This window comes from Mucilaginibacter paludis DSM 18603 (genome assembly GCF_000166195.2).
GTDB classification, from domain to species: domain Bacteria; phylum Bacteroidota; class Bacteroidia; order Sphingobacteriales; family Sphingobacteriaceae; genus Mucilaginibacter; species Mucilaginibacter paludis.
Genome location: NZ_CM001403.1, coordinates 4,484,694 through 4,509,348, shown reverse-complemented (window position 1 = coordinate 4,509,348; position 24,655 = coordinate 4,484,694). Strand labels below are relative to the sequence as shown.

Genomic DNA, 24,655 nt, shown 5'->3' with positions numbered 1-24,655 from the left:
TCCTCTTACTTAACGCCAAAAGGCGCTACTAAAGCAACAACTTGTGCCATGGTTAAAGGCTCATCAAACGCCTCGGTGGCTGCATTTACAGATATGGTTGAACCTGCTGTGGCACCTGTTAGTTTGGTAATATCAACCGTAGCCTGTACAGTTAAATCCTCACCAGCGTAGTTGTTGGCAACGCCGGGAAAGCCCGTATCGTTGTTACCGGTAATCCATGATTTTGGCGTATTGCCACCGGCTAATTTTCTGCGCATAAAACGGATGTGCGACGCGTGACGAGCCTCAACCGAGTGAATATTAAGAGCGGCTTGCAAATAATCACTACCCATTAAGTTTGGAGCCTGCCCTTTGTAGGCGCGCACGCCTGTATCTTCAAAAGCGTTAGCAACAGTAAGAAAGGTTGCCCAATCTTTAGTCACAAAATAATTTGGCAAAGTGTTACCAGCGGTAAAGTCATAGATACCAGCGGTACCTTGCGAGGTTTGCGCTACAGCGCTGCTGCCCAATGCGCCTTTCAAAAAAGCTACGTGAGCGTTTTCGTGTGAGGCAATGGTGGCAATGGCTGCAGCATCTGCCGACGGTGCTATGCCTGTACTAACGCCCATGTTGTAAAACGCAGCTTCAAGATACTCGAGCTTTAAGGCAAAATTCAACACATCAATTACCCCTTGCGTAGGTGCTGCTCCGTAAGCCCGGTTAAACAAGTTACCTATAGCAAATGGCAAAGCGGCCAATGCTACTTTTGAGCCAAAGCTCGTTATATTTTTGATGGCGGCGCGGCGCGGGTTAAACCTGTCGTTCAATTCAGGATCAACCTTTTCTAATTCTTCTACTATACTGAAAATGTTCATGGCGATGTTGATTATTTAGGTAAACTGTTTGCAGAAATTTTTGTCTTTAAGTATCCATTAGCTATCACTACCACGGCTCCCGCGGTTAGTTGTTTATCAAGCGCATTCGAATCCAGGTTAGTGCTGTCGGCATAACTTCCGTAGCTGATCAAGTCGCGGATCAATGCAGCATGGCGAGCTTCAACTGAAACAATTTTACCCGCTATGGTTAAATAAGCAGCACTTGAAATTGACGAGCCTGCGCCATTGTAAGCAGATACACCTGTATCTTCAAAAGCTTTAGCAGCGCTTAAAATACCCAACCGGGTGTTAAAATCAATACTGCTAAAATCAGGAGTTAAAGCTGGGATAATACCGCTTGGCGCTGCTGCCGTAATAGCAGTTTTAAAAAATTCGCGGTGAGCAATTTCATGATCGCGGATATCTGTTAAATAAATCTGCTCCTGTGCCGAGAACAAGGTACTAAAACTTCCCATAGCAACAACCTGGGTGTAAAATGCTGCTTCTAATTGTTCCAAAGCATAGGCAAAATTCAAAATACCTACATCGCCGCTACCCACATCAATCGCAGATGGATCTGGAATTTCATCATGATGGCGTTTACAAGCTGCCAAAACCCCCACCGTGGCGGCGCCGGCACCAGCGTAACGCAAAAAGGACCTTCTTTGCATTTTAGCACTGAAAGTGCTGTTGTTTTCGATGAGCTGATCATCGTTTTTTGTTAAAGTTTCCATAGACGTTGTTTAATTTTTTTGAATAGATATTTTTTTAAATCCTGTTCAGTTAAATCAAATTACGTAGGAAATTTTAGCACGGTTTTTCAAATGCGTTAATTTTTTTAACAAATAATATAAACTTTTTAGTCAAATTTTTGTAAACATCGCGTAAAGCGCAAAACCAACACGCTCATTTTACCGTATAGCAACAAGAATATAAATTAAGTAAAACGCTAAAATACCTTTGCGGCTTTGACAAAAATTCGGCAAAAAAGCAAAGCTTGTGTTAGCTATTTTTACTATTTTCGCACAACAATTTCTATACAATTACGTTATAATCTCAATGTATATTTTAATTTTCTTTTTAGCCCATTGGTTTCTGTCGCTGTTCTTCCAGACTTTCTTTTTGCACAGGTATGCCTCTCATAAAATGTTCACTACCAGTAGGGTATTTGAGCGAATTATTTACTTATTAGACTACATCTGCTTAGGGTCTTCGTTTTTAAACCCGAGAGCTTACGCGCTGATGCATCGTGAACACCATGCTTATAGCGATACCGAAAAAGATCCGCATTCGCCACATTTTTTTACAGACGTATTCCAATTGATGTGGGCTACGGTGTTAACCTATGGCGACCATTTAAAAAGATTAAAAGAACCGGAATCACGGTTTACCGGAAATATTCCTGAATGGCCATTGATTGACCGCATTGGATCAAGCATTGCCTCGCGTATAGTTTTTGGACTTTTATACACCTGGTATTATGTTGCTTTTGCCACCGAGTGGTGGATGTATTTGTTATTGCCTATCCACTTTTTAATGGGCCCTATCCACGGAGCCATTGTAAACTGGTGTGGTCATAAATACGGATACGCCAACTTTGACAACAACGATAAATCAAAAAACAGTACTCCTTTCGATTTTTTAATGCTTGGCGAGTTGTTTCAAAACAACCACCACAAACATCCCAACAGCGCTAATTTTGCCAAACGTTGGTTTGAAATAGATCCGGTTTACCCCATCATGAAAGTTATGCATTGGGTTAGGCTAATTAAGTTAAGAAAAGCAGTTTAGCAGCAAAAATTGCAATATAATATACAAAAGGCAAGCAGCAATGTTTGCCTTTTTTGTTTAAGCTAATTAGCGGTAAACAGGTTAACCTTGTTCAACAAATCGTCTAATTCAAAGGGCTTTACAATATAATCATTAGCGCCGCATTCTTCATGAATTTTTTGAATATCCCTGTTCCCGGAGATCAGGATTACCGGAATGTGTTTCATATCGGGATGCGCTTTAAGCCATTTACAAATATCCCTCCGATCGGTGCCACTCAAACGAATGTCAAGTAAAATTAAATCGGGATGTTCAATAATGGGCGATTGAAATATTTCACCATCTACCGAACTCGATACATCAAATCCTTGCTCTTCAAGCACCATGCTTAATGCATCAACAATAAAGGCATCATCCTCAACAATCAAAATCCTTTTACGGCCCATATAAATAATCAATGTTAAAAAAGGCTGATCAATCATTTTGGGGAGGATTGATCAGCCTGGTTTCGCGCTAAGGTAACTAATTAATTAAACACATACCAGGAACGATAAATTTTCACAATATTGAAATACGCTCCAATGCCTTAGTTAAAACCAATATAAAAATTAAGGTTGTTGGCTATTAACCAAAGATGTCTGTAAAGCCCGACCGATGGCTTATTTTTTTTCGGGTGGAGTAGAAGTTATTTCGCCAAATTCATTAACATAAGCCATCATGCTATCTAAGTCGCCACCCGCAGAATTCTGCATGCGCTCTTGTTTGCGTTGTTCTTTATCTTCTTTCTTTTTTTGCCTGTTTTTTTCGAGTTGCTTCTTCATGAAGGTAGCCTGAGATTTAGCCATAATGCTGGTTTTTGATTAAAATATAAAACTTCTACAGTATTTGGCCCATCTGCTAAACATATCAGTTTAGGATTACTGAAAAAATTCGGATTGAATAATAGTTTTAAGTTCTTTACGCCTACGGTTTAGCAAAGAGAAAGAAAAATCCTGATCCAAAAAGCCTGTTAGCAGGCACCCAATGAGAGAAGTATGTAAAATACCGTACCATGCAAAGGTAAACAATTTAACTTTACAAATACTACCTGTATGTTTCGGTATTAATTTATAACTTGGTGTTATCTAACAATGATTTATGAAAACCTGCATCTTAGTTATGATTATAGGGGTGATTAACATCCTGGTAGCAACGGCTCAAACCATTTCAGCGCCCAGCAAAACAGATACAACGCATGTTATCCGGATAATCGATAAACCCTACCAGGGCCAGCATGCTCCTTTATATATCATCAGTTCACATAATAAACAATTCGCGTTAGACACCTTATTTGGCGCACAGCAAATCGACCCGAAGTGGATAGAATCCATCAATGTTTTAGTAGATCCCAAAGCCTGTAACACGTATGGCAGGCGTGCCAAAAATGGGGTGGTAATTATCACCATTAAAGAAGAAGAATACCCCGAAGCCTTTAAGGATTTAAAGAGGAACATGAAGCGAATAAAGCCCGCTAAAAAGCGTACCGGTAATTGACATCGAAAATAAATACCTGATGGCATAGTAGTTACCAGAAGCTATTGCAAGAATTTGCACTTTGATTTATTTGACGTGGTGCGAATACACTCCTGGATTATTGTACAGGATTATTGCTATAATAATACCAGCGATTAAGATACAGGCAAATGCTATTTTATAACGACTGAGCGGATAATTGCCTATCACTTCACCTGTGTTGGCATTGATGGTATATTGATAGGTCTTGTTATTGTAATTAAACGAACTTATCCAAACGGGTAGCAAAGTGTATTCAACAGAACTTTCAACGTACTCGGTATGTAAACCAGCTATTTTTTGTTCATCCCCACCAATATCCCGAAGAATTGAACGTTTCACATCAGCAGCTATTTCGGTTTCGGTAGCGCGGCGCCCATCCTCGGGGCTAAGCTGGTAGCTTTCGGCACCGAAACCGCTTAAATAGCACTCATCAAAAGGCACCATTGCCTCATAATCCCATGGCCCTAATTTATCAAGCGTTTTAGGGTTTAAGGATTGTGTGGCAGGTATTAACATGTTTTTGAAAGAATCGGTAACGGCCCCGGAAACGCTGGCCCAAGCTGTATGACGTTTACGCCTTGTTTTAGTTTGTTTATTGCTATCCACATACGTTTCGGTTGTCCAGTAATACTCTCCCCTGCTACCGCCGTACTGGCTCACAACCTGTGCATCAAAGATAAAATGCGGAAGATACCATCCTTGCAACAACGTGATTGAACTATTATTGATGGACTGAACCAGATCATCCGGTTTAAAAACAGACAAATGTTTTGCCCAATTATGAAATGCCGCCGCAGCATCCTCCCTATTTAAAGTGAAAGGTAAAATAGAATGCGGACGGATGTATCCGCGATGATGACGAAGATCCAGAACCAACGGAGATTGGCAAAACGGACATTGCTGCGCTATAATGTTTTGTGCCAGATCTGTAATGGAACCGCAACTTACACACTTAACAGCACCTGCATCCGCCGAATGCAAAAGAGCATTATTTTGTTTTACAAAGCTATCAAAGTTGTTTGAGATATCGGCATTTGAGGCTCCCGCCGGAATATCATTGACACAGCCACAGTAATCGCACTTTAGCTGGTGCCCGCCCGGAGCAAAATGGAGTTGGGCGCCGCAACCACTGCAAGCTAAGGATTTATTGATCACAGGCGCGTTTTTGCTTGGATTCATCGGCACAAATAATAGAGCATAAATAAGGTTGATACGATAGGTTACAATGGCAAGGGCGGCGGAATGTTATCAAAGATAGCTTTAAGCTCGGGCAGGGTATTTGCCGCAGCCCAGGCCGTCATGCCTTTTTTCCATACCATGCTATTGCTATCAATCATCCCGGTTAACTGGCCAATATTGTAAGGCCCCTCCGATTTACCGTTAACAGCCAGAAAATAATCAACCGCCACAGGTACCGGCGGAGGTGTTTGGGCCTGGTTTAAATTAGCTGTTTGGTTATTAAATTGTGTTGCTTGAAACGCGTTACTTAATTGGCCAGCCATTACCGCCCCCGCGCCAATAGCCATACCTGTAGCACCAAAGCCACCGGTGCCGGGGTTTGCTGCGGTTTCTTCAATAGCATTTGCTGCCTGATACTGTGTATAAGCGCCAAGGTTGCCTATAACACCCATTTCGCTGCGCTTATCAAGCGCCTGCTCAACTTCGGGTGGCAAAGAAATATTCTCGACTAAAAATTTCTTCAGGGTTAAGCCCAGCTCGGCAAAATCAGGCTGGATCTTTTCAGTGATCAGGTTGGACAGGGAGGTATAATTGGCAGTAAGGTCAAGCACTGCTATTTTTGATGCAGCGATAGCATCCATGCCTCTGGACATGGCAATGTTGCGCATTTGCTGGTTGATATCATCAGTTAAAAAATCGGGATTTGTTGCCGATATCTCTTTCAAAAACAACGCAGGATCGCTCACCGCAAATGAAAACGATCCAAAAGCCCTAAGCCTGACAGGTCCAAATTCGACATCGCGAATCATAACCGGATTCGGGGTTCCCCATTTTTGATTGGTAAACTGCCGGGTACTCACAAAATAAACGTCGGCCTTAAAGGGGCTGTGAAATCCGTAAACCCAGCCATTTAAAGTTGAAAGTAAAGGCATGTTTTGTGTTGTAAGCTGATACATACCAGGGCCATAAATATCGGCTATTTTGCCTTCGTTCATAAAAATGGCCATCTGCGACTCGCGCACGGTAAGCTTGGCGCCCATTTTTATTTCATTATCCGCTCTGGGAAATTTCCATACCAGGGTGTTGCTGGTATGGTCAACCCATTCAATAATATCTATATACTCGTTTATCAGCTTATCAAAAAGTCCCATAGGAATGCCTTGTGTTTATCAATAATTAAAAATATGAAATATTTTTAACCGGGATGCCTACCTCCGCGAAGATTATATTTATGAGTCTCGAATTCTTCGTTTAATTCCCAGAATAGCTTATCAATTGGATTGGCCGATAGTTTAAATTTAATCATACAATTAGTTATCGTTTTCTTTTTTATTAGAACCACTGCCAAGTGAAATTTCTTTTTTACTTATATGTTATTTGATTTGGCATTGGACATGGCCAGGCGACTATAAATAAACAAACGCCCAAAGACAAAATTCGGAGAGGAATGAGCTTTTCGCGGTATTACAGGCGTTTGAAAACCCAGATTGGACAGAGCCAAAAAACAAGGCATCGAACAAGATGAATATAATAAATCTTTAACCATCGCCAGTGAACTTAAAAAAGAAGGGCTGTCTATCGAATTTATTGCCAAAACTACTAAGCTATCTAAAGAAGAGATAGAAAGATTATCATAACTCCATTCCAACCAGGCGTAAATATGCGATCACTGCTTAAAACTTACTGACGGATACTTTAAAAGCTTTAGCTCCCCGCCAGTAATTCCTTTGCATTCTGCAATGCACTTTCGCCAGGATTGTTGCCACTTAACATTTTGGCTATCTCCACAACGCGCTCATTGTTTGATAATGGCTTAATACGGGTATAAGTTGTAGCCGCGCTATCATCCTTATAAATAAAATAATGGCTGTCGCCCTTGCTCGCTATTTGCGGTAAGTGCGTAATGGTAATTACCTGTAGGTTTTCAGCAAGTCTTTCCATTACCTGGCCTACCTTGTTGGCTACCTCGCCGGATACCCCTGTATCAATCTCGTCGAAAATAATGGTAGGCAGGGCGGTATTGCTTGCTATGAGCGATTTAATGCTGAGCATTAACCGGGAGAGTTCCCCTCCGGAGGCTACCTTGCTCATTTCGGATAAGGTATAGCCTTTGTTTGCCGAAAACAAAAAGCGGATGTGGTCTATCCCATTCTGATCAAAATTGCTTTCAGCCGAAATGGTATTTTCAATTTTCAGCGTGGCATTGGCCATTCCCATCTCGGCCAAGGTTTGCTGCACCTGCTTTTCAATAACAGGGATAGCCGCTGTACGGTTAACCGACAGTTGCTGGGCCAGTTTTTTCAATACTTCGGCCTGATGATTAATCTGCTGCTGCAATTCTTCGATCTCTTCGTCGCCAAATAATACCTGTTGTATCTTGTCCGATAGTTCTTGCTGAATCTGGAGCAATTCGGCATTGGTATTTACACGGTGCTTTTTTTGCAGGGCATAAATCAAGCTCAGGCGTTCGTTTATTTCAGCTACACGTTCCTCATTAATCAAAGTACGTTGCTCCATATTTTCAATTTCGGCGGCAATATCTCTTAGCTCAATAACCGTGCTGTTTAGGCGCTGGTTAAGTTCCTGTATCTGCGGGTTAAATTTTTCTAAGGCAGATAGCTGGTGGGCGGCATCGCGTAACTGGATCAATGCAGATGTTTCACCCTCTTGCATCAAATAATGAGCGCCTAATAAATTGCGTTTAATATCCCCTGCATTGTTTAAAGCGTATAGCTCCTGTTCCAGTTTTTCCTGCTCATCCTCACTCAGGTTGGCTTTCTCCAGCTCATCATACTGGAACTGGTGATAGTCTAATTCCGACTTAGCCTTCCCGCTTTCATCTTGTAGCTGTTTTAATTTGGCTGATGATGTTTTGAACAAGCGGTACGTAACCTGGTACTCATTTAAAAGCTCGGGATGTTTGGCAACAGAATCAATAACCAGCAACTGGAAAGCGGCATCATTAATTTCTAAAGTGGCATGCTGCGAGTGGATATCTATCAATCGCTCACCTAACTGTTTCAGCGTATTCAGGTTTACCGGTGTATCATTAACAAAAGCCCGCGATTTTCCATCTGCCGATATTTCCCTGCGCAATACGGTTTCAGCAGCATAATCAAGGTCGTTATCCTCAAAAAAAGCCTTGATATGGAACTCGCCGATGTGAAAAGTACCTTCGATAATGCATTTTTTTTGCTGATTAAAAAAGTAACGGCTTTCGGCACGCTGACCTAATATTAACGATAGCGCACCCAGGATAATGGATTTACCTGCGCCTGTTTCGCCCGTCAGGATGTTCAGGCCCCGGTTAAAGGTGATCTCCAGGTTATCAATCAGTGCGTAATTATTTATTTTGAGCTGTTGAAGCATAAAAAAGTATCCCCTTTATTGAGGATACTAAATTACAAATTCGGTGCTTACGCAAATCGTATATATTTTTAATTTTTTTGGAGCGCCTGGTATTTGTTCCCATTGGATGGGTCGGCTCCATTCAGAATATTATAGACCTTCATCTTAGTTTGAGGGTCGGCTACACTAAATACGGATACAAACTCATCGCTTTTAGCAGTAAAAAAAAGTTGTGGTAGCATAGTACCTAAACTTTGACGGTCAATTTGCGAGAGATCGGGCAATAAGGCAGCAATAGCCTTGCGGGCGTTTGCCGGATTATCCGCCATCAGGTCCAACCCGTTGCGGTGGTAGTTATAATTAAACTCGCGGATAATAAGGTAACGTTTGTTATTGAGGTTTTCGGCCAGCCAGTAGCGGTTATGGCTATTGTCAAAAGCGTTCCATCCTTTGTACGATGCCGATTGTGCCGCGTTAACAATGGTTTGGGCTTTGGCAAAATAAGGTGTGCCGGCATATTTAGAAAACGAATCATAATCCATGCCTATAATTACATAAGCGTAATAGGCTAATACCGATGTTAAATTGCTTTGAAAAGTTTGATCGTTATAATCCAATAACTGGCCCTCGGTATAGGTCCAGTCAAAATCTTTGTCGTTCACAGTTAACAGGGTACTGTTATAGGTTGATCCGTAAATGGGCCGGGTTGATTGTACCTGTAGTTCGCCGCTGTATTTGCTGCTTCCGTCCCAGGCGGTAATGTTTAAAACCAGGTTGCAATCAATCCTTTCCTGCGGTAAAATCTGGTCGGCGCTCCATTTGCGGTTATTCAAAAAATCTTTAATGGCATTTTCTAAAACCTGGAAAATCCGCTTATTGCTGGTTTGTATTTTAGGCGAAAGTACCTGTACCCGCGCATTTAAGTCCTGGGCTGCAACCAGGTTGGCCAGGATTAATAATATTACAATACAGGTAACAAGCTTCTTCATCCTTTTATCAGTTCAATAATCTTTTGGCAAATATCTGCGGCTACTTCCTCTTTGGTTTTAAGCTCAAAGCTTGTTTTACGTAGGTCACGGTCAATAATCGTTATTTTATTGGTGTCGGTTTTAAAACCCGCCCCGGCATCGTTCAAGGAGTTTAATACAATAAAATCCAGGTTTTTTTTCTGCAGTTTGTCTTCGGCATTTTTCTCCTCCTCGTTCGTCTCTAAGGCAAATCCAACCAGTAGTTGGCCCGGGCGCTTATCTGTCCCCAGCACCTTGAGTATATCAGTGGTTTTTTTGAGTTCGATGGTAAATCCGTCAGCCTGCTTTTTAATTTTTTGGTCGGCTACGGTTACCGGCGTATAATCGGCCACAGCCGCGCTCATTACACAAATTTGGGCGTCGCTAAAATACTGGCGGCAGGCATCCAACATTTGGGCGGCAGATGTAACGTTAACCCGTTTGATGGATTGGCGCCTGCTTTGTTGTGCCGATGGCCCCGAGATTAAAGTCACATCTGCGCCCAGCCTGGCCAGTTCGTCGGCAATGGCGAAGCCCATTTTTCCCGAAGAGTGGTTGCCCAAAAATCGAACGGGGTCAATGGCCTCATAAGTAGGCCCGGCAGTAACCAGCGCATTCTGTCCGTTTAGCGGAAGCGCCTTTTTCATTTCTTCTGAAAGATAGTTAACAATCTCTTCCGGTTCGGCCATGCGGCCCTCCCCAACTAAGCCGCTCGCCAGCTCGCCATAGCCGGGCTGTATAAATAAGTTACCGTATGATTTTAATTGATCAACATTTTGCAAGGTAGCGCCGTGTTTCCACATGTCCAGGTCCATCGCAGGGGCTATATACACAGGGCACCTGGCCGATAAGTAAACTGCTGTAAGTAAATTATCGCAAAGGCCCTTAGCCATCTTAGCCAGGGTGTTGGCAGTAGCCGGTGCTATGATCATCATATCGGCCCATAGGCCCAGGTCAACATGGTTGTTCCATTCGCCAGTAGCAGGTTCAAAATAATCAACCAATACCGGTTTTTTCGATAGTGTGGCTAATGTTAGGGGTGTTATAAATTGCACGGCACCGGGCGTCATTACTACCTGTACCTCGGCACCGGCTTTCACCAGCAAACGTACCAGGAATGCGGATTTATAAGCGGCAATGCTGCCGCAAACGCCCAGTACAATTTTTTTTCCTTCCAGCATAAAGCAAAAATATACTTTATCTGTCAATATATTGTTTCAATGTAAAGCCTTTACTTAATTTCAAAGGGCTTTTCTTTTTTATTATTAAAAGGCATCATCACATCCACTATGAGAATACCGTTTGAAATTTTACGTTCTGAATTTTTAAGAGTACTGCTGAAACTGAATATGAGCCAGGAACGTGCAGCACATTGCGCCAACATTTTTGCTGAAAATAGCCGCGACGGTGTTTATACGCACGGTTTAAACCGCTTTCCGGTTTTTGTTGAATTAATTAAGGATGGTTTGATCAAGGTTGATGCACAGCCTGCGCTGGCTAATCATATCGGTTTGATAGAGCAATGGGAGGGCAACCTTGCCCCCGGTATACTGAATGCCACCCATTGCATGCAAAGAGCCATTGACCTGGCTAAAGAGCACGGTATAGGCTGTGTTGCCATCCGTAACACCAACCATTGGATGCGCGGCGGTACATATGGCTGGCAGGCTGCCGAAGCAGGCTGTATAGGTATTTGTTTTACCAATACCATTGCTAATGTGCCACCCTGGGGCGGCATCGATCCGCGATTGGGTAACAACCCTTTAATTATCGCCGTTCCGCGTAAGGGAGGGCATGTGGTGCTGGATATGGCCATATCCCAATATTCGTTTGGCAAGCTTTTGCAATATCAATCCAATAACGAGGAATTGCCTTTGCCGGGAGGATATGATGATAGCGGAAAACTCAGCACCAATGCTACGGATATCATACAATCCAAACGGATATTGCCTATCGGTTTCTGGAAAGGTTCGGGTTTATCCCTGATGCTTGATTTATTGGTGACCATTTTGAGCCAGGGTCGATCTACCGAAAAGATTACCGAAAGCGGGAAAGAGGCCGGTGTATCACAGGTATTTATCTGCATTCATCAGCCAGATACGGATATTACCAGTCGCTTAATTGAGCAGATTATTGCCTATGCGAAAACCAGCCGACTCGAAAAAGAGGATGGAGCTATATCATATCCGGGAGAAAATACTTTAAAAACGCGAATAAAAAATATCAGGGAAGGCATCCCGGTGGATGAAGAAATCTGGAATAAGGTGTTAGCCCTATAAGCTGACAAACAAAAATGTTTGGAACGATGTATTTGTATAGCCGGAATTTACTTCCGGTTATTAACTGATTAAGCCATGTTACGTTACAAAAAACTAATAACAATAATTGGGCTGTTAACGTTCAGCAGTTCTTTGTTTTCTCAAAATCCAAAAAGATCATTCCCACAACATGTCCGTTATTTTGATGGGGTAATTAAGCCAAACCATGTTTCGCAAAAGGAGCTGGATAACAGCGTGCGCTCTTTTTATATTTTGTGGAAAGCGCGTTACATTAATACCAACTGTAATAACGGGCAGTATTACGTCTGGTTTGAAAAACCGGGCCAAAAGCAATCCGTATCAGAAGGGCAAGGCTACGGGATGATGATAGTTGCGCTGATGGCGGGTTATGATAAAAAAGCTAAAGCTACCTACGATGGCCTCTTTAAGTATTACAAGGCGCACCCCAGCAAACGCGACCCACATTTAATGGCCTGGGCACAAAATAATAACTGTAAGGATATCAGCGGAAGCAGCGCAACCGACGGTGATATGGATATTGCCTATTCGTTATTGCTGGCCGATAAACAATGGGGCAGTAAAGGCGATATCAATTATCATGACGAAGCCCGGCAGATGATCGCCTCCATCATGAAGCAGGAGATCAACCCCAAAACTTTCTCGGTTATATTGAGCAACTCGGTGGAGTATGATAGCCGGGATTATTTTGATACGCGCTCGTCAGATTTTATGCCTGCTCATTTCAGGGAATTTAAAACAGCCAGCAACAATGCAGGCTGGGATAAGGTGGTTGACCGTAACTACACGCTGTTTCAATTTTTGCAACATAAGTATAGCCCCGATGCGGGCCTGATTCCAGATTTTATCCAGCACATTAATAAAAAACCGGTGCCCGCCCGCGCCCACTACCTGGAATCGCCGTATGATGGTTACTATAACTATAATGCTTGCCGGGTGCCCTGGCGCATAGCTACAGATTATATTTTGTATGGCGATAAGCGATCAAAAGCCGTAGTGGATAAAATTAACACCTGGATACGCACTACAACCAACGGGAACCCGGATAACATATCGGCGGGTTATACCCTGCAAGGGAATGATTTAAAGGGGCGCTATTTTGAGGCCTTGAGTTTTATTGCCCCCTTCGCGGTGTCGGCCATGGTTGATCAAAAAAATCAGGTGTGGTTAAACCATGTATGGGATTACCTGCTGAAATTTGACATGGATGGCTTCGATTATTATGATAACAGCATCAAAATGATCAACATGATTATCTTATCGGGTAATTATTGGGCTCCGGGGAAATAGTTTTCTAAGTGGATCATAATCGAGTACTGTTAAGTTGTTGATTGTCAATGTTGAATTTCTCTCCATTATGTCATCCCGACGCGAGGAGGGAACTTCTAAAAGCGGCAAGTATGCATCATATTCGGTGCGCTGATTGTCAATGTGCTTATTTGCTCCGACAATCAGTATTCTTAATTTAGAGCATCGGCGCACCTCAGTCGCCGCGGGAAGGGGCTTGTTAAAGGCTGCCCAAATCATTGCCGCCTATAAAATTTACCACGGGCTACAGACCATCAACTATGGACTTTTTAATACTTTTGAAGAATGGAAACTATCACTTGGCACGATTTTGAAAAGGTTGAACTACGCGCGGGCACGATATTAACTGTGCTTGATTTCCCGGAGGCGCGGAAACCTGCTTACAAATTGCAGGTTGATTTTGGCGAGTTGGGCGTTAAATGGTCGAGCGCGCAAATCACAAGGCATTATACCAGGGAAGAGTTAGTTGGTAAACAAATTATGGGGGTCATTAATTTCCCTAAAAAACAAATAGCTACTTTTATGTCGGAGTTTTTGGTTACAGGCTTCGCCGACGAGAATGGGGATATTGTTTTAGCCTGTATTGATAAGCCTGTACCAAACGGGCATAAACTGATTTAACGGTTTAAAACAGCGGTTGCGATCTTATTAAAACTACGGCGCTTAAAACAGCAGCCTGATAACAAACAGCAATGAGATATTATAATTTTAGCGATGAGATACCTGCCATATCTCCCGACGACTTTTTTATGAAGGAGGCGCTTAAAGAAGCCAGGCTGGCATTGGCCGAAGACGAAATACCTATAGGTGCCCTTGTAGTTTGCAAGGGGCAGATCATCGGGCGCGGCCATAACCTTACCGAACGGCTGAACGATGTATCTGCACATGCCGAAATGCAGGCCCTTACGGCGGCCACCAATTACACTGGCGGTAAATATCTGCCCGATTGTACTTTATACGTTACCATGGAGCCTTGTGTAATGTGCGCGGGGGCATCGTATTGGTTCCAGGTGGGTAAAATAGTTTTTGGAGCTTATGATACCCGGCTGGGTTTTGGCAGACTGAACCAAAAGATAACCCATCCTAAAACTTTAATTACAGGCGGAATTATGGAAAATGAGTGTTCTGAGCTGGTTCGAGAGTTTTTTAGAAAGAAAAGGCTTAAAAGTTAACATTTATCTGAACAAAAAACGGTTTCATGCCTTTATATTTGTGTCGACACTTTGTCAAGACATTATTTAACCTTTAAAAATAAACTCACATGGCATTTGAATTACCAGCGTTACCTTACGCTACCGACGCTTTAGAACCACACATTGATAAATTGACCATGGAAATTCACCATGGCAAGCATCACCAGGCCTACGTTACTAATTTAAACAAGGCGCTTGAGGGCAAACCAGAGGCAAGCAGCACCATTGAAGATATCATCCACAATATATCAAAATTTCCGCCAGCGGTGCGTAACAATGGTGGCGGTCACTACAACCACACTTTTTTCTGGACCATTTTAACACCTAACGGTGGTGGCGAGCCAACAGGCGAATTAGAGGAAGCTATTAAGAGCACTTTCGGTTCGTTCTCTGAATTTAAAACCAAATTTTCCGAAGCCGGTGCAACCCGCTTTGGTTCTGGTTGGGCATGGTTAATTGTTACTCCTGATAAAAAACTGGCTATCACTTCAACCCCAAACCAGGACAATACCCTGATGGATATTGCTGAAGTAAAAGGTACCCCGGTTTTAGGTTTGGATGTTTGGGAACATGCTTACTACTTAAAATATCAAAACAAACGTCCGGATTATATTGCAGCTTTCTTTAATGTAATCAACTGGGCACACGTTGCCGATCTTTACAAAAAAGCAATAGCTTAAGCAATTAGTTTTTTTATTAAAACGGCAGAACTTTAAACTTCTGCCGTTTTTCTTTTTAAAACAGTTTTCTGTTAAGTATACATACAATGCCTTATCATTTGCCAATAGCATGGCAAATAACTCATAACCACTACCCATGAAAGCCATCGTACTCGAAGCTAACGAAAAAAACACCTTAAAGGAAGTTGAAAAACCTGTACTGCAAGCCGGTGAAGTGCTGGTTCAAATTAAAGCAGCCGCGCTAAACCGTCGCGATTACTGGATCACTATCGGTAAATACGCGGGCATTAAATACCCAACCATTTTAGGTTCGGATGGATCTGGAATAGTAAGCGAGGTTGGCCAAGGTGTTGATGCGGCCTGGATAGGCAAAGAGGTTATCCTTAACCCGAGCCATGATTATGGCGATAACCCCGATTTTCAGGGTAAAGATTTTAAGATACTTGGCCTGCCGGAGGACGGCACTTTTGCCGAATATGTAAAAACCAAGGCAGAATACTTATACACCAAGCCTGCACATTTAAGCTGGGAGCAGGCAGCGGCCATTCCGCTGGCGGGTTTAACAGCTTATCGTGCCCTGTTCACCAAAGGGCGATTAAAAGCGGGGGATAAGGTATTGATAGTTGGCGCGGGCAGCGGTACAGGTAGCTTTGCCATACAGTGGGCGGTTGCTGCGGGAGCTACTGTATACGTAACATCCAGCTCGGCCGAAAAGATAGCGCTGGCTAAAGGTTTAGGTGCCACCGCAGGCGTTAATTATAAAGATGCCGACTGGGCTGAGCAACTCCATGCCCTGGCCAGCGGCTTTGATGTGGTGATTGACAGTGCTTTGGGCGAAGGCTTTGCCAAACTCCCCGATATCTGTAATCCGGGCGCACGTATTGTAACTTTTGGCGGCACAGCAGGAGATTTCCCAGCGTTTAACGCGCGAAAGTTTTTTTACAAACAATTACAACTATTAGGGTCTATGATGGGCACAGCCGATGAGTTTAAGGCCATGCTCGATATGGTTGATACGCACCAGATAGTGCCCGTGGTTGATGAGGTATTCCCATTGGAACACGCTAACGAAGCGATAACCAAGATGGAAAAATCGAGCCAGTTTGGTAAAATAGTTTTAAAAGTTTCCTAACGTTTTATGCTCCAGCTCAAAGTAGAAGCCATTCGATGGGAAACCGGCGATACGGCAACTTTTTTTCTGAGTGAGCTTAACGGCGCCAGCATCACTTACCTGGCCGGACAGTTTATTACGCTCATTTTTGCTCATCATCAAAAAGAGATCCGGCGGTCGTATTCGCTGAGTTCGTCGCCGAACGAAAGTTTACTATCCATCACGGTAAAGCGAATGGAAAATGGCGAGATATCGCGTTTCTTGCTTAGCAAAACGCAGGTAGGCGATGTTTGGAATGCCTTAGCGCCAGCTGGTAAGTTTACGGTGACCGATTACATCGCGGCTAAAGATATCTTTTTTTTTGCGGCGGGTAGCGGTATCACGCCTTGCTACTCACAGATCAAGCATATTTTAGCACAGCCGGGAGATAGTCAGATCACCCTGGTATACAGCAGCCATCATTTAAGGTCGGCGTTGTTTTATGATGATCTTAACTTACTCGCTAATGCACATCCCAAGCGATTTAAAGTAATTTATCTTTTCAGCGTAAGCGAAAACAACTCTCCCGGCAAGCGTTTAAATAACGATGTTGTAGCACAACTGGTTGGTGAGCACCTGCATCATGAAGCGAACACGGCCGAGTTTTTAATTTGCGGCCCCTTCACCTATATGCGGATGATCAGGCTTACGCTGATTTATATGGGGTTTGATCCTATACAGATCCGTAAAGAAAACTTTGTGCTCGAAACTGTATCCGTAGTAGCCAACAGCCTCACTTTCCCACCCAGAACTATTAAGCTTGATATAAAAAAAACCACCTATGATTTAGTAGTGGGCGAAAATCAATCTATACTGCAAGCGGCGCTGCAAAATAATATCCAAATACCGTACAGTTGCCGTGCGGGTATCTGTTCTACATGCACGGCAATATGCCGCAGTGGCGAGGTAGTAATGTCTGCAAACGATGTATTGACAGATCAGGATTTGAATGCCGGATGGATTTTGACCTGTACGGGACACCCGGCGACTGACGATGTGGTGATTGAGTTTTTTTAGTTTCGCTTCGTAACTGTTTAGTCTTTTTGGTCTTCGATCCCTTGTTCACAGCGTTATCCAGCGGTTGGTCTGTAAGTTTCGCGAGGGTATAAGTTCACTGGGGCAACTTATCAATGACAAGAAAATCCTACTTTGACTCCTGGCTAAGTACTCTGGCCTTAGCATTCTAAACGGCAAGTTTCGCCCTTGGCTTTTTGTATCTTTTTTTATTGCGTTTACCCAGCCAGATAATAAAACCGGTTACGGGCAAACTTGCACAAATAAGGCTGGCCATAAAAGCGATTATTTTGCTGGTTAAGCCCAGTATTTGCCCAACGTGTAAATCGTAGTTCATGTTATTCATTTTCATACCTGGGCTTTTTTGAGTGTGAGGAAGCGCTTTGAGCAGTTGGCCGCTATATTGATCAAAAATGTAGGAGTCGCTCTTGTAAAAATGCATCGACTGGTGGTAGGCCGTTACCGATACTCCGCTCTTGGCTCGTTTACCTGCTTCGACAACAAAAAACATTTGGGCCTGTGGCGAATGTAATGCAGCATATTCAAAGGCCCTGTCGATAATCTGGCGGGTAGGGTCCATATTTTTTTTAAGTGAGTCCGATTTAACGATGCTGTTCTCAAAAGCGTGGGTTTTACCCAGGTTGGCGGTATAATAAATTCCTTTTTCAACCCAATCAAACGCCATGGAAAGCCCTGTTATGGCCAAAATAAGTGCTATACTGCAGGCATAAAACCCCAGCACATTATGCAAATCATAATTTACGCGGCGCCAGCGGCTCTTCCATTTAATGGTGAGGCTCCGTTTTCGGTCGGTTTTACGTTTGGGCCACCACAAGATGATACCGCTTATCAGCAGAAAAACAAATATTAAGATAGACACCCCTACAATGAGCCTGCCGATTGCCGGAGGCAGCAACAGGTAAAGGTGAATATATTCAACAACAATAAAAAAGTTACGGGCTACGTTTTCGTCGTGCAAAAACTGCCCGGTATAAGGATTCATAAATACATAGTGAGTGCCCAGTTTGGGTATGGCAACCATGGCAACGGCAGGCCTGTCATTGCCATAATAACCTATCAGGCTTACCTGGCCAAGCGGATACTGTTTAAGAGCCAGCTGTTTTACTTGCGAGGGTAATAGGTAGGGCTTTTGCTGTATCTCAACTTTTCGATAGCTGTAAAGCGCATCCTGTATCTCGTCCTGGAAAACAAAAATACATCCGGTAACGCTTACAATAAACACCACAAGCCCGGATATAAATCCGAGCCAGCGGTGCATAAATAGCATGGTTTTTTTAAATGACGACATCGCGTTTTTGTTGTCTATATCTTAGTTAAAACTTATAGGTAATATTAGCTACCATACTACGGGGTTGTTGTGGTTCAATCGTTGTCCAACCCTTGTAGTATTGCTTATCGGTTAGGTTATCAACCTTAATCCCTATCCTATACTTTTTTGTATTATAAAATGCGGTGGTATTCAACACGGTGTAGGCTGGTAAAGTAAACTCGCCAGTGGCAACGCTATTTGTTATGATGTTATCACTCGCGTAATTACCACCGAAACCTATGCCTACTCCGCTAAATTTACCTTTGGGCTGGGTGTAGCTTATCCACGCATTAACCAGGTTGGCCGGGCCTGCACTCACAGGTCTTCGGTCTAATACAGACGGATCTGACTTCGTCATTTTGCTATCGTTGTGGCTGTATCCAGTTACTATATTTAAGCCGTTAAAGGGGTTAGCTATCAAATCAAGCTCAAAGCCTTTGCTTTTTTGTGTGCCGTCTTGTATAGTTATATTATAGCTTTGACCGGATCGTACCAAAACATCGTTACGGGTCATGTTGTTTACGGATATATCATAATAACTTGCCGTAAAGGATAAATGATTTGTAAAAGCATCTACCTTAATACCACCTTCAATTTGATTAGCCTGTTGTGGTTTAAATACACCCGAAATATCCGCGAGCGGTTGTGTTACCGGGGCTACGTTTCGGAAACCATTCATATAGTTACCAAATATAGAAACCTGATTTTTAACCAGTTGGTATACTAAGCCAAATTTTGGTGATACTGCTGTTTGATTGTAATTACCTGTAGTAGCATTGGTTGCCATGGTATAGGTGCCTTTGTTATCAAAGCGATCAACACGTAAGCTTGCTGTTGCCAGTAATTGCTCTGTAATGTTTAATACGTCCGAAGCGTAAATACTGTAAACATTATTGATTGTTTCGTTTTTAGTGTAGGCAGCGGTAGATGCACCGATGCGTGCAAGTAGCGTGTTAGCATTAATGCCTGTGTAACGCGAATCATTACGGGAAGAGTTTACCTGATCAAACAAAATGTATGGCGAATTATCGTTATCTGTAATTTGGTTCAGAAAATCCAGGCCCACTACGAGGCGGTTACGCATATTGCCTATTTTAAAATCGCCTGTAAAATTTTGTTGCACATCAACAGATGTACTGGTTGAGTTGAGGATTGAAGCATATCTGTTTAGTAAAGTATCGCTCGCGCCGATGTACATAATATATTGGTAATAACCATCAGATTTTCGGTTACTGCTGGAAAAGCTGGTTTGCGATGTCCATTGATCTGACAATTTATAAGTAGCTAAACCACGTACATTGGTAGTAGGCGTTTTTAAGGTAAGATCATTACTTGTATAAGATCGTTTAAAATCAAAATTAAGTTCATCCGGTGTGCGGGCTATCAACTGTCGGCTACGGTTTAAAAACACCATTAAAGGGTTAGTGCCCTCGTAACTGTAAAACTCGGCATCTAAATTTAATTTCAATCTGTCGCTGGCGCGATATTCTAATGATGGAGCTATGAAGAACGATCTCCTGAAGCCTGCATCCTGAAAACTATTTTGGTAATGATAAGCGGCGTTAACGCGGGCCAAAAGCGTCTTGTCTTTATTAATAGGGCTATATATATCAGCGGTTAGGCGGCTCAAGCTAAAATTACCGGTAGAATAACCTATCTGTCCGCCTACGGTATCAATAGGGCGTTTTGTAATAACGTTTATTAAGCCGCCAAAATTAGTAAGTGCGCCACCAAATAAGGCGCCGGATGGGCCTTTGATCACTTCGATCCTTTCAATGTTAACAGGATCAAGGTCGCCGTTGGTTAAGCCGGCTATACCATTAATTAAGGTAGGCTGTATGGTAAAACCACGCAGTGAGTAGTAAGCTGCTCCATCGCCCGAACGACCGGTTGATGTCCAAAGTTTATCCAGTCCAGAGGTATTTTTTAAGGCATCATTAAAATTTGTATTAATTTGTTCAGTTAATAATTCTTTAGAAATAGTAGTGTAAACCTGTGGGTTTTCTAAATTATTGAGTGGCATTTTGGCAACATAACTACTTTGCTTTTTTGCAAACGGGTTTGTTTTGTTTTCGCTAACGGTAACTTCGCCCAGCGCGCTTGCAGATATACGATATATCCAGGGCTCCATTTTGGTGGTTTGCCCTACCTGTACGCTAACCTGCTTCACTTCGGTTTGGGCGCCAACATGCGATATCACAATGGTGTACGTTCCGGCGGGTACCTTGAAAGCATAGTTTCCATCTTCGTCTGATAGGGTACCATAGCGAGTGTCCTTTAACACTACGCTTACATTATCCACGGGTTGGTTATTGCTTGTTACAATTTTTCCTTTGATAACGCCGCGCGATGGTGACTGGGCAAGCGTTAAAAATGAGACAAACATCAGAAAAAATGATAATAATAAGCTGTAGTAACTGAGATGAGTTTTGGGTTGTTGTTTTTTCATATTTATTTAGACCGATTATAAACAGCGCAAAAATAGTAAAGCAAACCATTCTTGCCGAAATTATTTGTAATTAGTCTAAATAGCGGTGATTTATTGGATCTCCATCACCTCTTTCTTTTTCCTGCTGCGCATGCGTTTGGGTACAAACTCCAATATTTCAGTTTTCAGTGCCTCAATCATCCGGCGTTTTAAATAATTTTTTTGGATAATGATACTCACCTCCCGCACCGGTTCCGGCGATTTAAAATAACGCACTTTATCGAGTTGTTTTTCGCTCAGGTCAGATAGCGCCAACTCGGGCAATATTGTTGCTCCGCTATTCTGATCAACCATCCGTTTCAATGTTTCAACACTGCCGGTATTGTATTCAAAATGTTGAAAGCCTTTGGTTGAGCGCCTGCGCTGACAAATATTAAGCACCTGCTCGCGCATGCAATGCCCTTCGTTCAGTACCCAGATCTCTTCCATATCAATATCATCCGGACTGATGCTTTTCTTTTTAAACAGGCGGCTGGTTTTTGAGGCGTAGGCCACAAAGTTTTCATAAAAAACCGGTATCTCCAATAACGAGGCCTCATGCAAAGGTGTCGACAGTAAGCCACAATCAATCATCCCTAATTTTACCTGTTGGATAATCTGCTCGGTAGTCTGTTCCCAAACTATCAGTTTAACCTGAGGGTATTTTTCAATAAAGCGGTTAATTATCCTTGGCAATAAATAAGGAGAAATGGTAGGGATAATGCCAATCTTTAATTCGCCGGATAAATCCTTTTGCCTGTCGCTAATAATTTCCTTTATTTTTTGGCTCTCGCCTAATAATATCCTGGCTTGCTCAATAATCTCGATACCGATTTCAGTAGGTACAACGGGCTGCTTACTTCGGTCAAATATCTTTACACCCAATGTGTCTTCCAATTTTTGCACTTGCATGCTCAGTGTTGGCTGGGTAACAAAGCATTTTTCGGCAGCTGTTACAAAACTCCGGTAGCTATCAAGCGCTACAATATATTCCAGTTGTACTAATGTCATAAAATATAGATAAAATCTATACAAATATAATAATTATTGATTTTTTCTATAAATTAATTATTGCCAGATTTGATATAAACTAAAACCTCCTGTTATGGACGATCAAAAGAAAAAACTGACCACAGCTGCGGGTATCCCTTATGCAGAGAATGAAAATTCAATGACTATTGGTCCGCGCGGCCCCATTTTGCTTCAGGATTTTATCCTGCACGAAAAAATGGCTCATTTTAACCGTGAGCGTATCCCCGAGCGTGTTGTGCACGCCAAGGGATCGGGAGCCTATGGCACCTTCACCGTTACGCATGATATTACTAAGTATACCCGGGCTAAAATATTTAACACCATAGGCAAGCAAACCAAAGTGTTTTTAAGGTTTTCGACCGTTGGTGGCGAAAAGGGTTCGGCCGATACCGAGCGGGATCCACGGGGCTTTGCCATTAAATTTTATACCGAAGAGGGTAATTGGGATCTTGTTGGGAATAACACGCCGGTGTTTTTTGTGAAGGATCCTAAAAAGTTTGGCGATTTTATCCATACCCAAAAACGCGACCCTTATACCAATTGCAAGAGCGCAACCATGATGTGGGACTTCTGGTCGTTAAATCCTGAGAGTTTACACCAGGTTACCATTCTAATGTCCGACAGGGGCACACCCTACGGATACCGCCACATGGATGGCTTCGGCAGCCATACGTTTTCGTTCATCAACGCTGATAATGAGCGCTACTGGGTAAAGTTCCACTTTAAAACCCAACAGGGAATTAAAAACTTTACGGACGAAGAGGCAGGCGTAATGCGTGGTAAAGCACCTGATTTTGCGCAGCACGATCTGTTAACATCCATTGATAATGGCGATTTCCCTAAATGGAGCCTGAAAATTCAGATCATGACCGAGGAAGAAGCCCGCAACTACAAATTCAACCCATTCGATCTTACCAAAGTTTGGCCGCATGCCGATTTTCCGTTAATTGATGTGGGCGTACTGGAACTGAACGAAAATCCGGATAATTATTTTGCGCATGTTGAGCAAGCAGCCTTTGCCCCGGCCCATGTGGTTGATGGCATCAGCTATTCGCCTGATAAGATGTTGCAGGGGCGATTACTGTCATACCCTGATGCGCACCGTTACCGCTTAGGTGGCAACTACGAGCAGATCCCTGTAAATCGTTGCCCTTTTATGGTGAACAATTATCAGCGCGACGGGCAAATGCGGATAGATGGCAACCATGGCTCCAGCCCAAATTACTTCCCTAATAGTTTCGATGACATTGTTGCCGACCCAGCATATAAAGAACCCGCCTGGGACCTGCGCAACCAGGTGGCCGACTGGTACGACCGCAATGCCGAAGGAGAAAACGACCATTATACTCAACCCGGAAACCTGTACAGGTTAATGAGCGAAACAGCCAAACAGGATCTGATTAAAAACATTGTTAACTCAATGAGCGGTATTGATGGCCCTAAGAAGGAAATTATTGTAAACCGCCAGCTTTGCCACTGGTTTAGGGCCGATATGAATTTAGGAATGGCTATAGCGCAGGGGCTAAATTTAAACCTGCAGGAAACAATGAAGCATATGCCGGTGCAAGTTTAAGGTGTTAGCGATTTATTGCTTATAACTTATAAGGCGGCTATTAGCCGCCTTATTTTGTGAAATTTGGTTATTGGAACATGCAGACCGCAGCTTCTTCAAGCCATCACACCAACCTGTCATGCCGAGGTACGAGGGAACCTTTGCGGGTGCCAGATCAGCGGCGACCTTCTATTGTAAAGTTAGCATGTCATAGCGTGTAAGGCGGCCAATGGCCGACTTACTTTTTTAAAATGATTTGGATATCACATTACATATACGGTGTTGCCTTTAGCCAGCCGTTCATTACTTGAATCCGATTCCCCGTTTATTGTCACAGGATGCTAAGAACCTGGAATGGATTTAATAGCCCACCTTATAAATAGACGCAATGTTTATTTGAAAATATTTTTTAAATTTGATATATGAGATTTGTAGTGGAAGTTAAAGAAAGCAAGGCAGAAATGCTAATGGCTTTGCTGAATGACCTGCCGTACGTAAAGACTAAGCCGCTGACGCCTTATAAGGCTAAAGTATTGGAAGATATCAAGGAATCCGTAGAAGAGCTGAACCTGGTATTGGCTGGTAAGCTGGAAGCCAGAGATGCTGACGAACTATTAAATGAGCTATAGTGTTAAATTTATACCTAAATTTGAAAAGGAGCTAAAACGACTTGCCAAAAAGATCCTTCAATTAAGTCGGATTTTTCATTGCTTTTAGAGTCATTAAAACAAGATCCTACTCAAGGCATCCCATTAGGTAACGGATGCTATAAAATTCGGATGTCAATTACGAGCAAAGGGAAGGGGAAGTCGGGTCGAGGGTGATTACCTACTTTAAATACACCAGGGAAACGGTTTTTTTGTTAAATATTTTTGACAAGAGTGAGCAGGAAAATATTTCAAACAAAGAGTTAAACGAGT

At 42.8% G+C, this 24,655-nt stretch carries 24 protein-coding genes; 12 read left to right on the top strand and 12 right to left on the bottom strand.

Annotation, left to right across the window (positions count from 1 at the left end; genetic code table 11):
• Positions 1-5: 5 nt before the first annotated feature.
• Entirely contained in the window at positions 6-854 is an 849-nt protein-coding gene (locus tag MUCPA_RS19045) for a ferritin-like domain-containing protein (protein WP_008508639.1), read from the bottom strand.
• 11 nt (positions 855-865) lie between these two features.
• Positions 866-1,588, bottom strand: a complete 723-nt coding sequence (locus tag MUCPA_RS19040) for a ferritin-like domain-containing protein (RefSeq protein WP_008508638.1) — start codon at positions 1,586-1,588, stop codon at positions 866-868.
• Positions 1,589-1,913: 325 nt separating this feature from the next.
• On the opposite strand from MUCPA_RS19040, the gene MUCPA_RS19035 reads away from it, so the two are divergent.
• Positions 1,914-2,645: an acyl-CoA desaturase gene (locus MUCPA_RS19035; protein ID WP_008508637.1), complete on the top strand. Its 732-nt coding sequence runs from the start codon at positions 1,914-1,916 to the stop codon at positions 2,643-2,645.
• A gap of 62 nt (positions 2,646-2,707) precedes the next feature.
• On the opposite strand, the gene MUCPA_RS19030 is transcribed toward MUCPA_RS19035, so the two are convergent.
• Both MUCPA_RS19030 and MUCPA_RS19025 read right to left on the bottom strand, forming a co-directional pair.
• Positions 2,708-3,106 carry a response regulator gene (locus MUCPA_RS19030; protein WP_008508636.1) on the bottom strand — a complete coding sequence of 133 codons (399 nt, stop codon included), beginning with the start codon at positions 3,104-3,106 and terminating at the stop codon, positions 2,708-2,710.
• A 177-nt stretch (positions 3,107-3,283) separates the two neighbouring features.
• A complete protein-coding gene (locus MUCPA_RS19025) occupies positions 3,284-3,469 on the bottom strand; it encodes a hypothetical protein (protein WP_008508635.1) in 186 nt (61 codons plus the stop codon).
• A gap of 292 nt (positions 3,470-3,761) precedes the next feature.
• Here MUCPA_RS19025 and MUCPA_RS19020 point away from each other — a divergent pair, with 292 nt between their 5' ends.
• On the top strand, positions 3,762-4,157 hold the full coding sequence (locus tag MUCPA_RS19020; protein ID WP_040626145.1) for a hypothetical protein: 396 nt from the start codon (positions 3,762-3,764) through the stop codon (positions 4,155-4,157).
• 66 nt (positions 4,158-4,223) lie between these two features.
• Here the strand turns inward: MUCPA_RS19020 and MUCPA_RS19015 are convergent, their stop codons facing one another.
• Together MUCPA_RS19015 and MUCPA_RS19010 are read right to left on the bottom strand one after the other, a co-directional pair.
• The gene (locus MUCPA_RS19015; protein ID WP_008508634.1) at positions 4,224-5,357 is read right to left on the bottom strand and encodes a zinc finger domain-containing protein; all 1,134 of its coding nucleotides are present in this window, start codon (positions 5,355-5,357) and stop codon (positions 4,224-4,226) included.
• 41 nt (positions 5,358-5,398) lie between these two features.
• Entirely contained in the window at positions 5,399-6,508 is a 1,110-nt protein-coding gene (locus MUCPA_RS19010) for an SPFH domain-containing protein (RefSeq protein ID WP_008508632.1), read from the bottom strand.
• 336 nt (positions 6,509-6,844) lie between these two features.
• Here MUCPA_RS19010 and MUCPA_RS37830 point away from each other — a divergent pair, with 336 nt between their 5' ends.
• A complete protein-coding gene (locus MUCPA_RS37830) occupies positions 6,845-6,994 on the top strand; it encodes a hypothetical protein (RefSeq protein ID WP_157543945.1) in 150 nt (49 codons plus the stop codon).
• 67 nt (positions 6,995-7,061) lie between these two features.
• Here MUCPA_RS37830 and recN read toward each other — a convergent pair whose 3' ends face one another.
• From recN to coaBC, 3 genes are all read right to left on the bottom strand, one after another.
• Complete coding sequence (gene recN, locus MUCPA_RS19005; RefSeq protein WP_008508630.1) at positions 7,062-8,726, bottom strand: DNA repair protein RecN; 1,665 nt, start codon at positions 8,724-8,726, stop codon at positions 7,062-7,064.
• Between the two features lie 68 nt (positions 8,727-8,794).
• Positions 8,795-9,694, bottom strand: coding sequence for a type IX secretion system protein PorD (porD, locus tag MUCPA_RS19000; RefSeq protein ID WP_008508629.1), 900 nt, complete (start codon positions 9,692-9,694; stop codon positions 8,795-8,797).
• Positions 9,691-10,893 carry a bifunctional phosphopantothenoylcysteine decarboxylase/phosphopantothenate--cysteine ligase CoaBC gene (coaBC, locus tag MUCPA_RS18995; RefSeq protein ID WP_008508627.1) on the bottom strand — a complete coding sequence of 401 codons (1,203 nt, stop codon included), beginning with the start codon at positions 10,891-10,893 and terminating at the stop codon, positions 9,691-9,693. The genes porD and coaBC overlap by 4 nt, the downstream gene beginning before the upstream one ends.
• 108 nt (positions 10,894-11,001) lie before the next feature.
• Between coaBC and yiaK the strand changes: the two genes are divergently transcribed.
• The 7 genes from yiaK to MUCPA_RS18960 all read left to right on the top strand — a co-directional run bounded on the left by yiaK (position 11,002) and on the right by MUCPA_RS18960 (position 17,357).
• Positions 11,002-11,991: a 3-dehydro-L-gulonate 2-dehydrogenase gene (gene yiaK, locus MUCPA_RS18990; RefSeq protein WP_008508625.1), complete on the top strand. Its 990-nt coding sequence runs from the start codon at positions 11,002-11,004 to the stop codon at positions 11,989-11,991.
• 75 nt (positions 11,992-12,066) lie between these two features.
• Positions 12,067-13,299, top strand: coding sequence for a glycosyl hydrolase family 8 (locus tag MUCPA_RS18985; RefSeq protein ID WP_008508622.1), 1,233 nt, complete (start codon positions 12,067-12,069; stop codon positions 13,297-13,299).
• Positions 13,300-13,602: 303 nt separating this feature from the next.
• On the top strand, positions 13,603-13,938 hold the full coding sequence (locus MUCPA_RS18980) for a tRNA-binding protein (RefSeq protein WP_008508620.1): 336 nt from the start codon (positions 13,603-13,605) through the stop codon (positions 13,936-13,938).
• A gap of 71 nt (positions 13,939-14,009) precedes the next feature.
• Positions 14,010-14,489 carry a nucleoside deaminase gene (locus tag MUCPA_RS18975; protein ID WP_008508618.1) on the top strand — a complete coding sequence of 160 codons (480 nt, stop codon included), beginning with the start codon at positions 14,010-14,012 and terminating at the stop codon, positions 14,487-14,489.
• Positions 14,490-14,578: 89 nt separating this feature from the next.
• On the top strand, positions 14,579-15,190 hold the full coding sequence (locus tag MUCPA_RS18970) for a superoxide dismutase (protein WP_008508616.1): 612 nt from the start codon (positions 14,579-14,581) through the stop codon (positions 15,188-15,190).
• 136 nt (positions 15,191-15,326) lie between these two features.
• On the top strand, positions 15,327-16,322 hold the full coding sequence (locus MUCPA_RS18965) for a quinone oxidoreductase family protein (protein ID WP_008508614.1): 996 nt from the start codon (positions 15,327-15,329) through the stop codon (positions 16,320-16,322).
• A gap of 6 nt (positions 16,323-16,328) precedes the next feature.
• A complete protein-coding gene (locus tag MUCPA_RS18960) occupies positions 16,329-17,357 on the top strand; it encodes a ferredoxin--NADP reductase (protein ID WP_008508612.1) in 1,029 nt (342 codons plus the stop codon).
• A 166-nt stretch (positions 17,358-17,523) separates the two neighbouring features.
• Here the strand turns inward: MUCPA_RS18960 and MUCPA_RS18955 are convergent, their stop codons facing one another.
• From MUCPA_RS18955 to MUCPA_RS18945, 3 genes are all read right to left on the bottom strand, one after another.
• A complete protein-coding gene (locus MUCPA_RS18955; RefSeq protein WP_008508609.1) occupies positions 17,524-18,663 on the bottom strand; it encodes a PepSY-associated TM helix domain-containing protein in 1,140 nt (379 codons plus the stop codon).
• Positions 18,664-18,688: 25 nt separating this feature from the next.
• A complete protein-coding gene (locus MUCPA_RS18950) occupies positions 18,689-21,133 on the bottom strand; it encodes a TonB-dependent receptor (RefSeq protein ID WP_008508608.1) in 2,445 nt (814 codons plus the stop codon).
• A 90-nt stretch (positions 21,134-21,223) separates the two neighbouring features.
• On the bottom strand, positions 21,224-22,162 hold the full coding sequence (locus MUCPA_RS18945; RefSeq protein ID WP_008508607.1) for a hydrogen peroxide-inducible genes activator: 939 nt from the start codon (positions 22,160-22,162) through the stop codon (positions 21,224-21,226).
• A gap of 94 nt (positions 22,163-22,256) precedes the next feature.
• Between MUCPA_RS18945 and MUCPA_RS18940 the strand changes: the two genes are divergently transcribed.
• Positions 22,257-23,756: a catalase gene (locus MUCPA_RS18940; protein ID WP_008508605.1), complete on the top strand. Its 1,500-nt coding sequence runs from the start codon at positions 22,257-22,259 to the stop codon at positions 23,754-23,756.
• 401 nt (positions 23,757-24,157) lie between these two features.
• Positions 24,158-24,364 (top strand): hypothetical protein, encoded by a 207-nt coding sequence (locus MUCPA_RS18935; protein WP_008508604.1) that lies wholly within the window; start codon positions 24,158-24,160, stop codon positions 24,362-24,364.
• The last annotated feature ends 291 nt before the right edge of the window (positions 24,365-24,655 follow it).

Bases quoted from the DNA above. Each gene is read 5' to 3' on its own strand.
- MUCPA_RS19015 (WP_008508634.1), bottom strand. From the start codon at position 5,357: ATGAATCCAAGCAAAAACGCGCCTGTGATCAATAAATCCTTAGCTTGC.
- MUCPA_RS19045 (WP_008508639.1), bottom strand. From the start codon at position 854: ATGAACATTTTCAGTATAGTAGAAGAATTAGAAAAGGTTGATCCTGAA.
- porD (WP_008508629.1), bottom strand. From the start codon at position 9,694: ATGAAGAAGCTTGTTACCTGTATTGTAATATTATTAATCCTGGCCAAC.
- MUCPA_RS18955 (WP_008508609.1), bottom strand. From the start codon at position 18,663: ATGTCGTCATTTAAAAAAACCATGCTATTTATGCACCGCTGGCTCGGA.
- MUCPA_RS18960 (WP_008508612.1), top strand. From the start codon at position 16,329: ATGCTCCAGCTCAAAGTAGAAGCCATTCGATGGGAAACCGGCGATACG.
- yiaK (WP_008508625.1), top strand. From the start codon at position 11,002: ATGAGAATACCGTTTGAAATTTTACGTTCTGAATTTTTAAGAGTACTG.
- MUCPA_RS18965 (WP_008508614.1), top strand. From the start codon at position 15,327: ATGAAAGCCATCGTACTCGAAGCTAACGAAAAAAACACCTTAAAGGAA.
- MUCPA_RS18940 (WP_008508605.1), top strand. From the start codon at position 22,257: ATGGACGATCAAAAGAAAAAACTGACCACAGCTGCGGGTATCCCTTAT.
- MUCPA_RS19020 (WP_040626145.1), top strand. From the start codon at position 3,762: ATGAAAACCTGCATCTTAGTTATGATTATAGGGGTGATTAACATCCTG.
- MUCPA_RS18935 (WP_008508604.1), top strand. From the start codon at position 24,158: ATGAGATTTGTAGTGGAAGTTAAAGAAAGCAAGGCAGAAATGCTAATG.
- recN (WP_008508630.1), bottom strand. From the start codon at position 8,726: ATGCTTCAACAGCTCAAAATAAATAATTACGCACTGATTGATAACCTG.
- MUCPA_RS19035 (WP_008508637.1), top strand. From the start codon at position 1,914: ATGTATATTTTAATTTTCTTTTTAGCCCATTGGTTTCTGTCGCTGTTC.
- MUCPA_RS19040 (WP_008508638.1), bottom strand. From the start codon at position 1,588: ATGGAAACTTTAACAAAAAACGATGATCAGCTCATCGAAAACAACAGC.
- MUCPA_RS19010 (WP_008508632.1), bottom strand. From the start codon at position 6,508: ATGGGACTTTTTGATAAGCTGATAAACGAGTATATAGATATTATTGAA.
- MUCPA_RS19030 (WP_008508636.1), bottom strand. From the start codon at position 3,106: ATGATTGATCAGCCTTTTTTAACATTGATTATTTATATGGGCCGTAAA.
- MUCPA_RS18975 (WP_008508618.1), top strand. From the start codon at position 14,010: ATGAGATATTATAATTTTAGCGATGAGATACCTGCCATATCTCCCGAC.
- coaBC (WP_008508627.1), bottom strand. From the start codon at position 10,893: ATGCTGGAAGGAAAAAAAATTGTACTGGGCGTTTGCGGCAGCATTGCC.
- MUCPA_RS18985 (WP_008508622.1), top strand. From the start codon at position 12,067: ATGTTACGTTACAAAAAACTAATAACAATAATTGGGCTGTTAACGTTC.
- MUCPA_RS19025 (WP_008508635.1), bottom strand. From the start codon at position 3,469: ATGGCTAAATCTCAGGCTACCTTCATGAAGAAGCAACTCGAAAAAAAC.
- MUCPA_RS18980 (WP_008508620.1), top strand. From the start codon at position 13,603: ATGGAAACTATCACTTGGCACGATTTTGAAAAGGTTGAACTACGCGCG.
- MUCPA_RS18970 (WP_008508616.1), top strand. From the start codon at position 14,579: ATGGCATTTGAATTACCAGCGTTACCTTACGCTACCGACGCTTTAGAA.
- MUCPA_RS18945 (WP_008508607.1), bottom strand. From the start codon at position 22,162: ATGACATTAGTACAACTGGAATATATTGTAGCGCTTGATAGCTACCGG.
- MUCPA_RS18950 (WP_008508608.1), bottom strand. From the start codon at position 21,133: ATGAAAAAACAACAACCCAAAACTCATCTCAGTTACTACAGCTTATTA.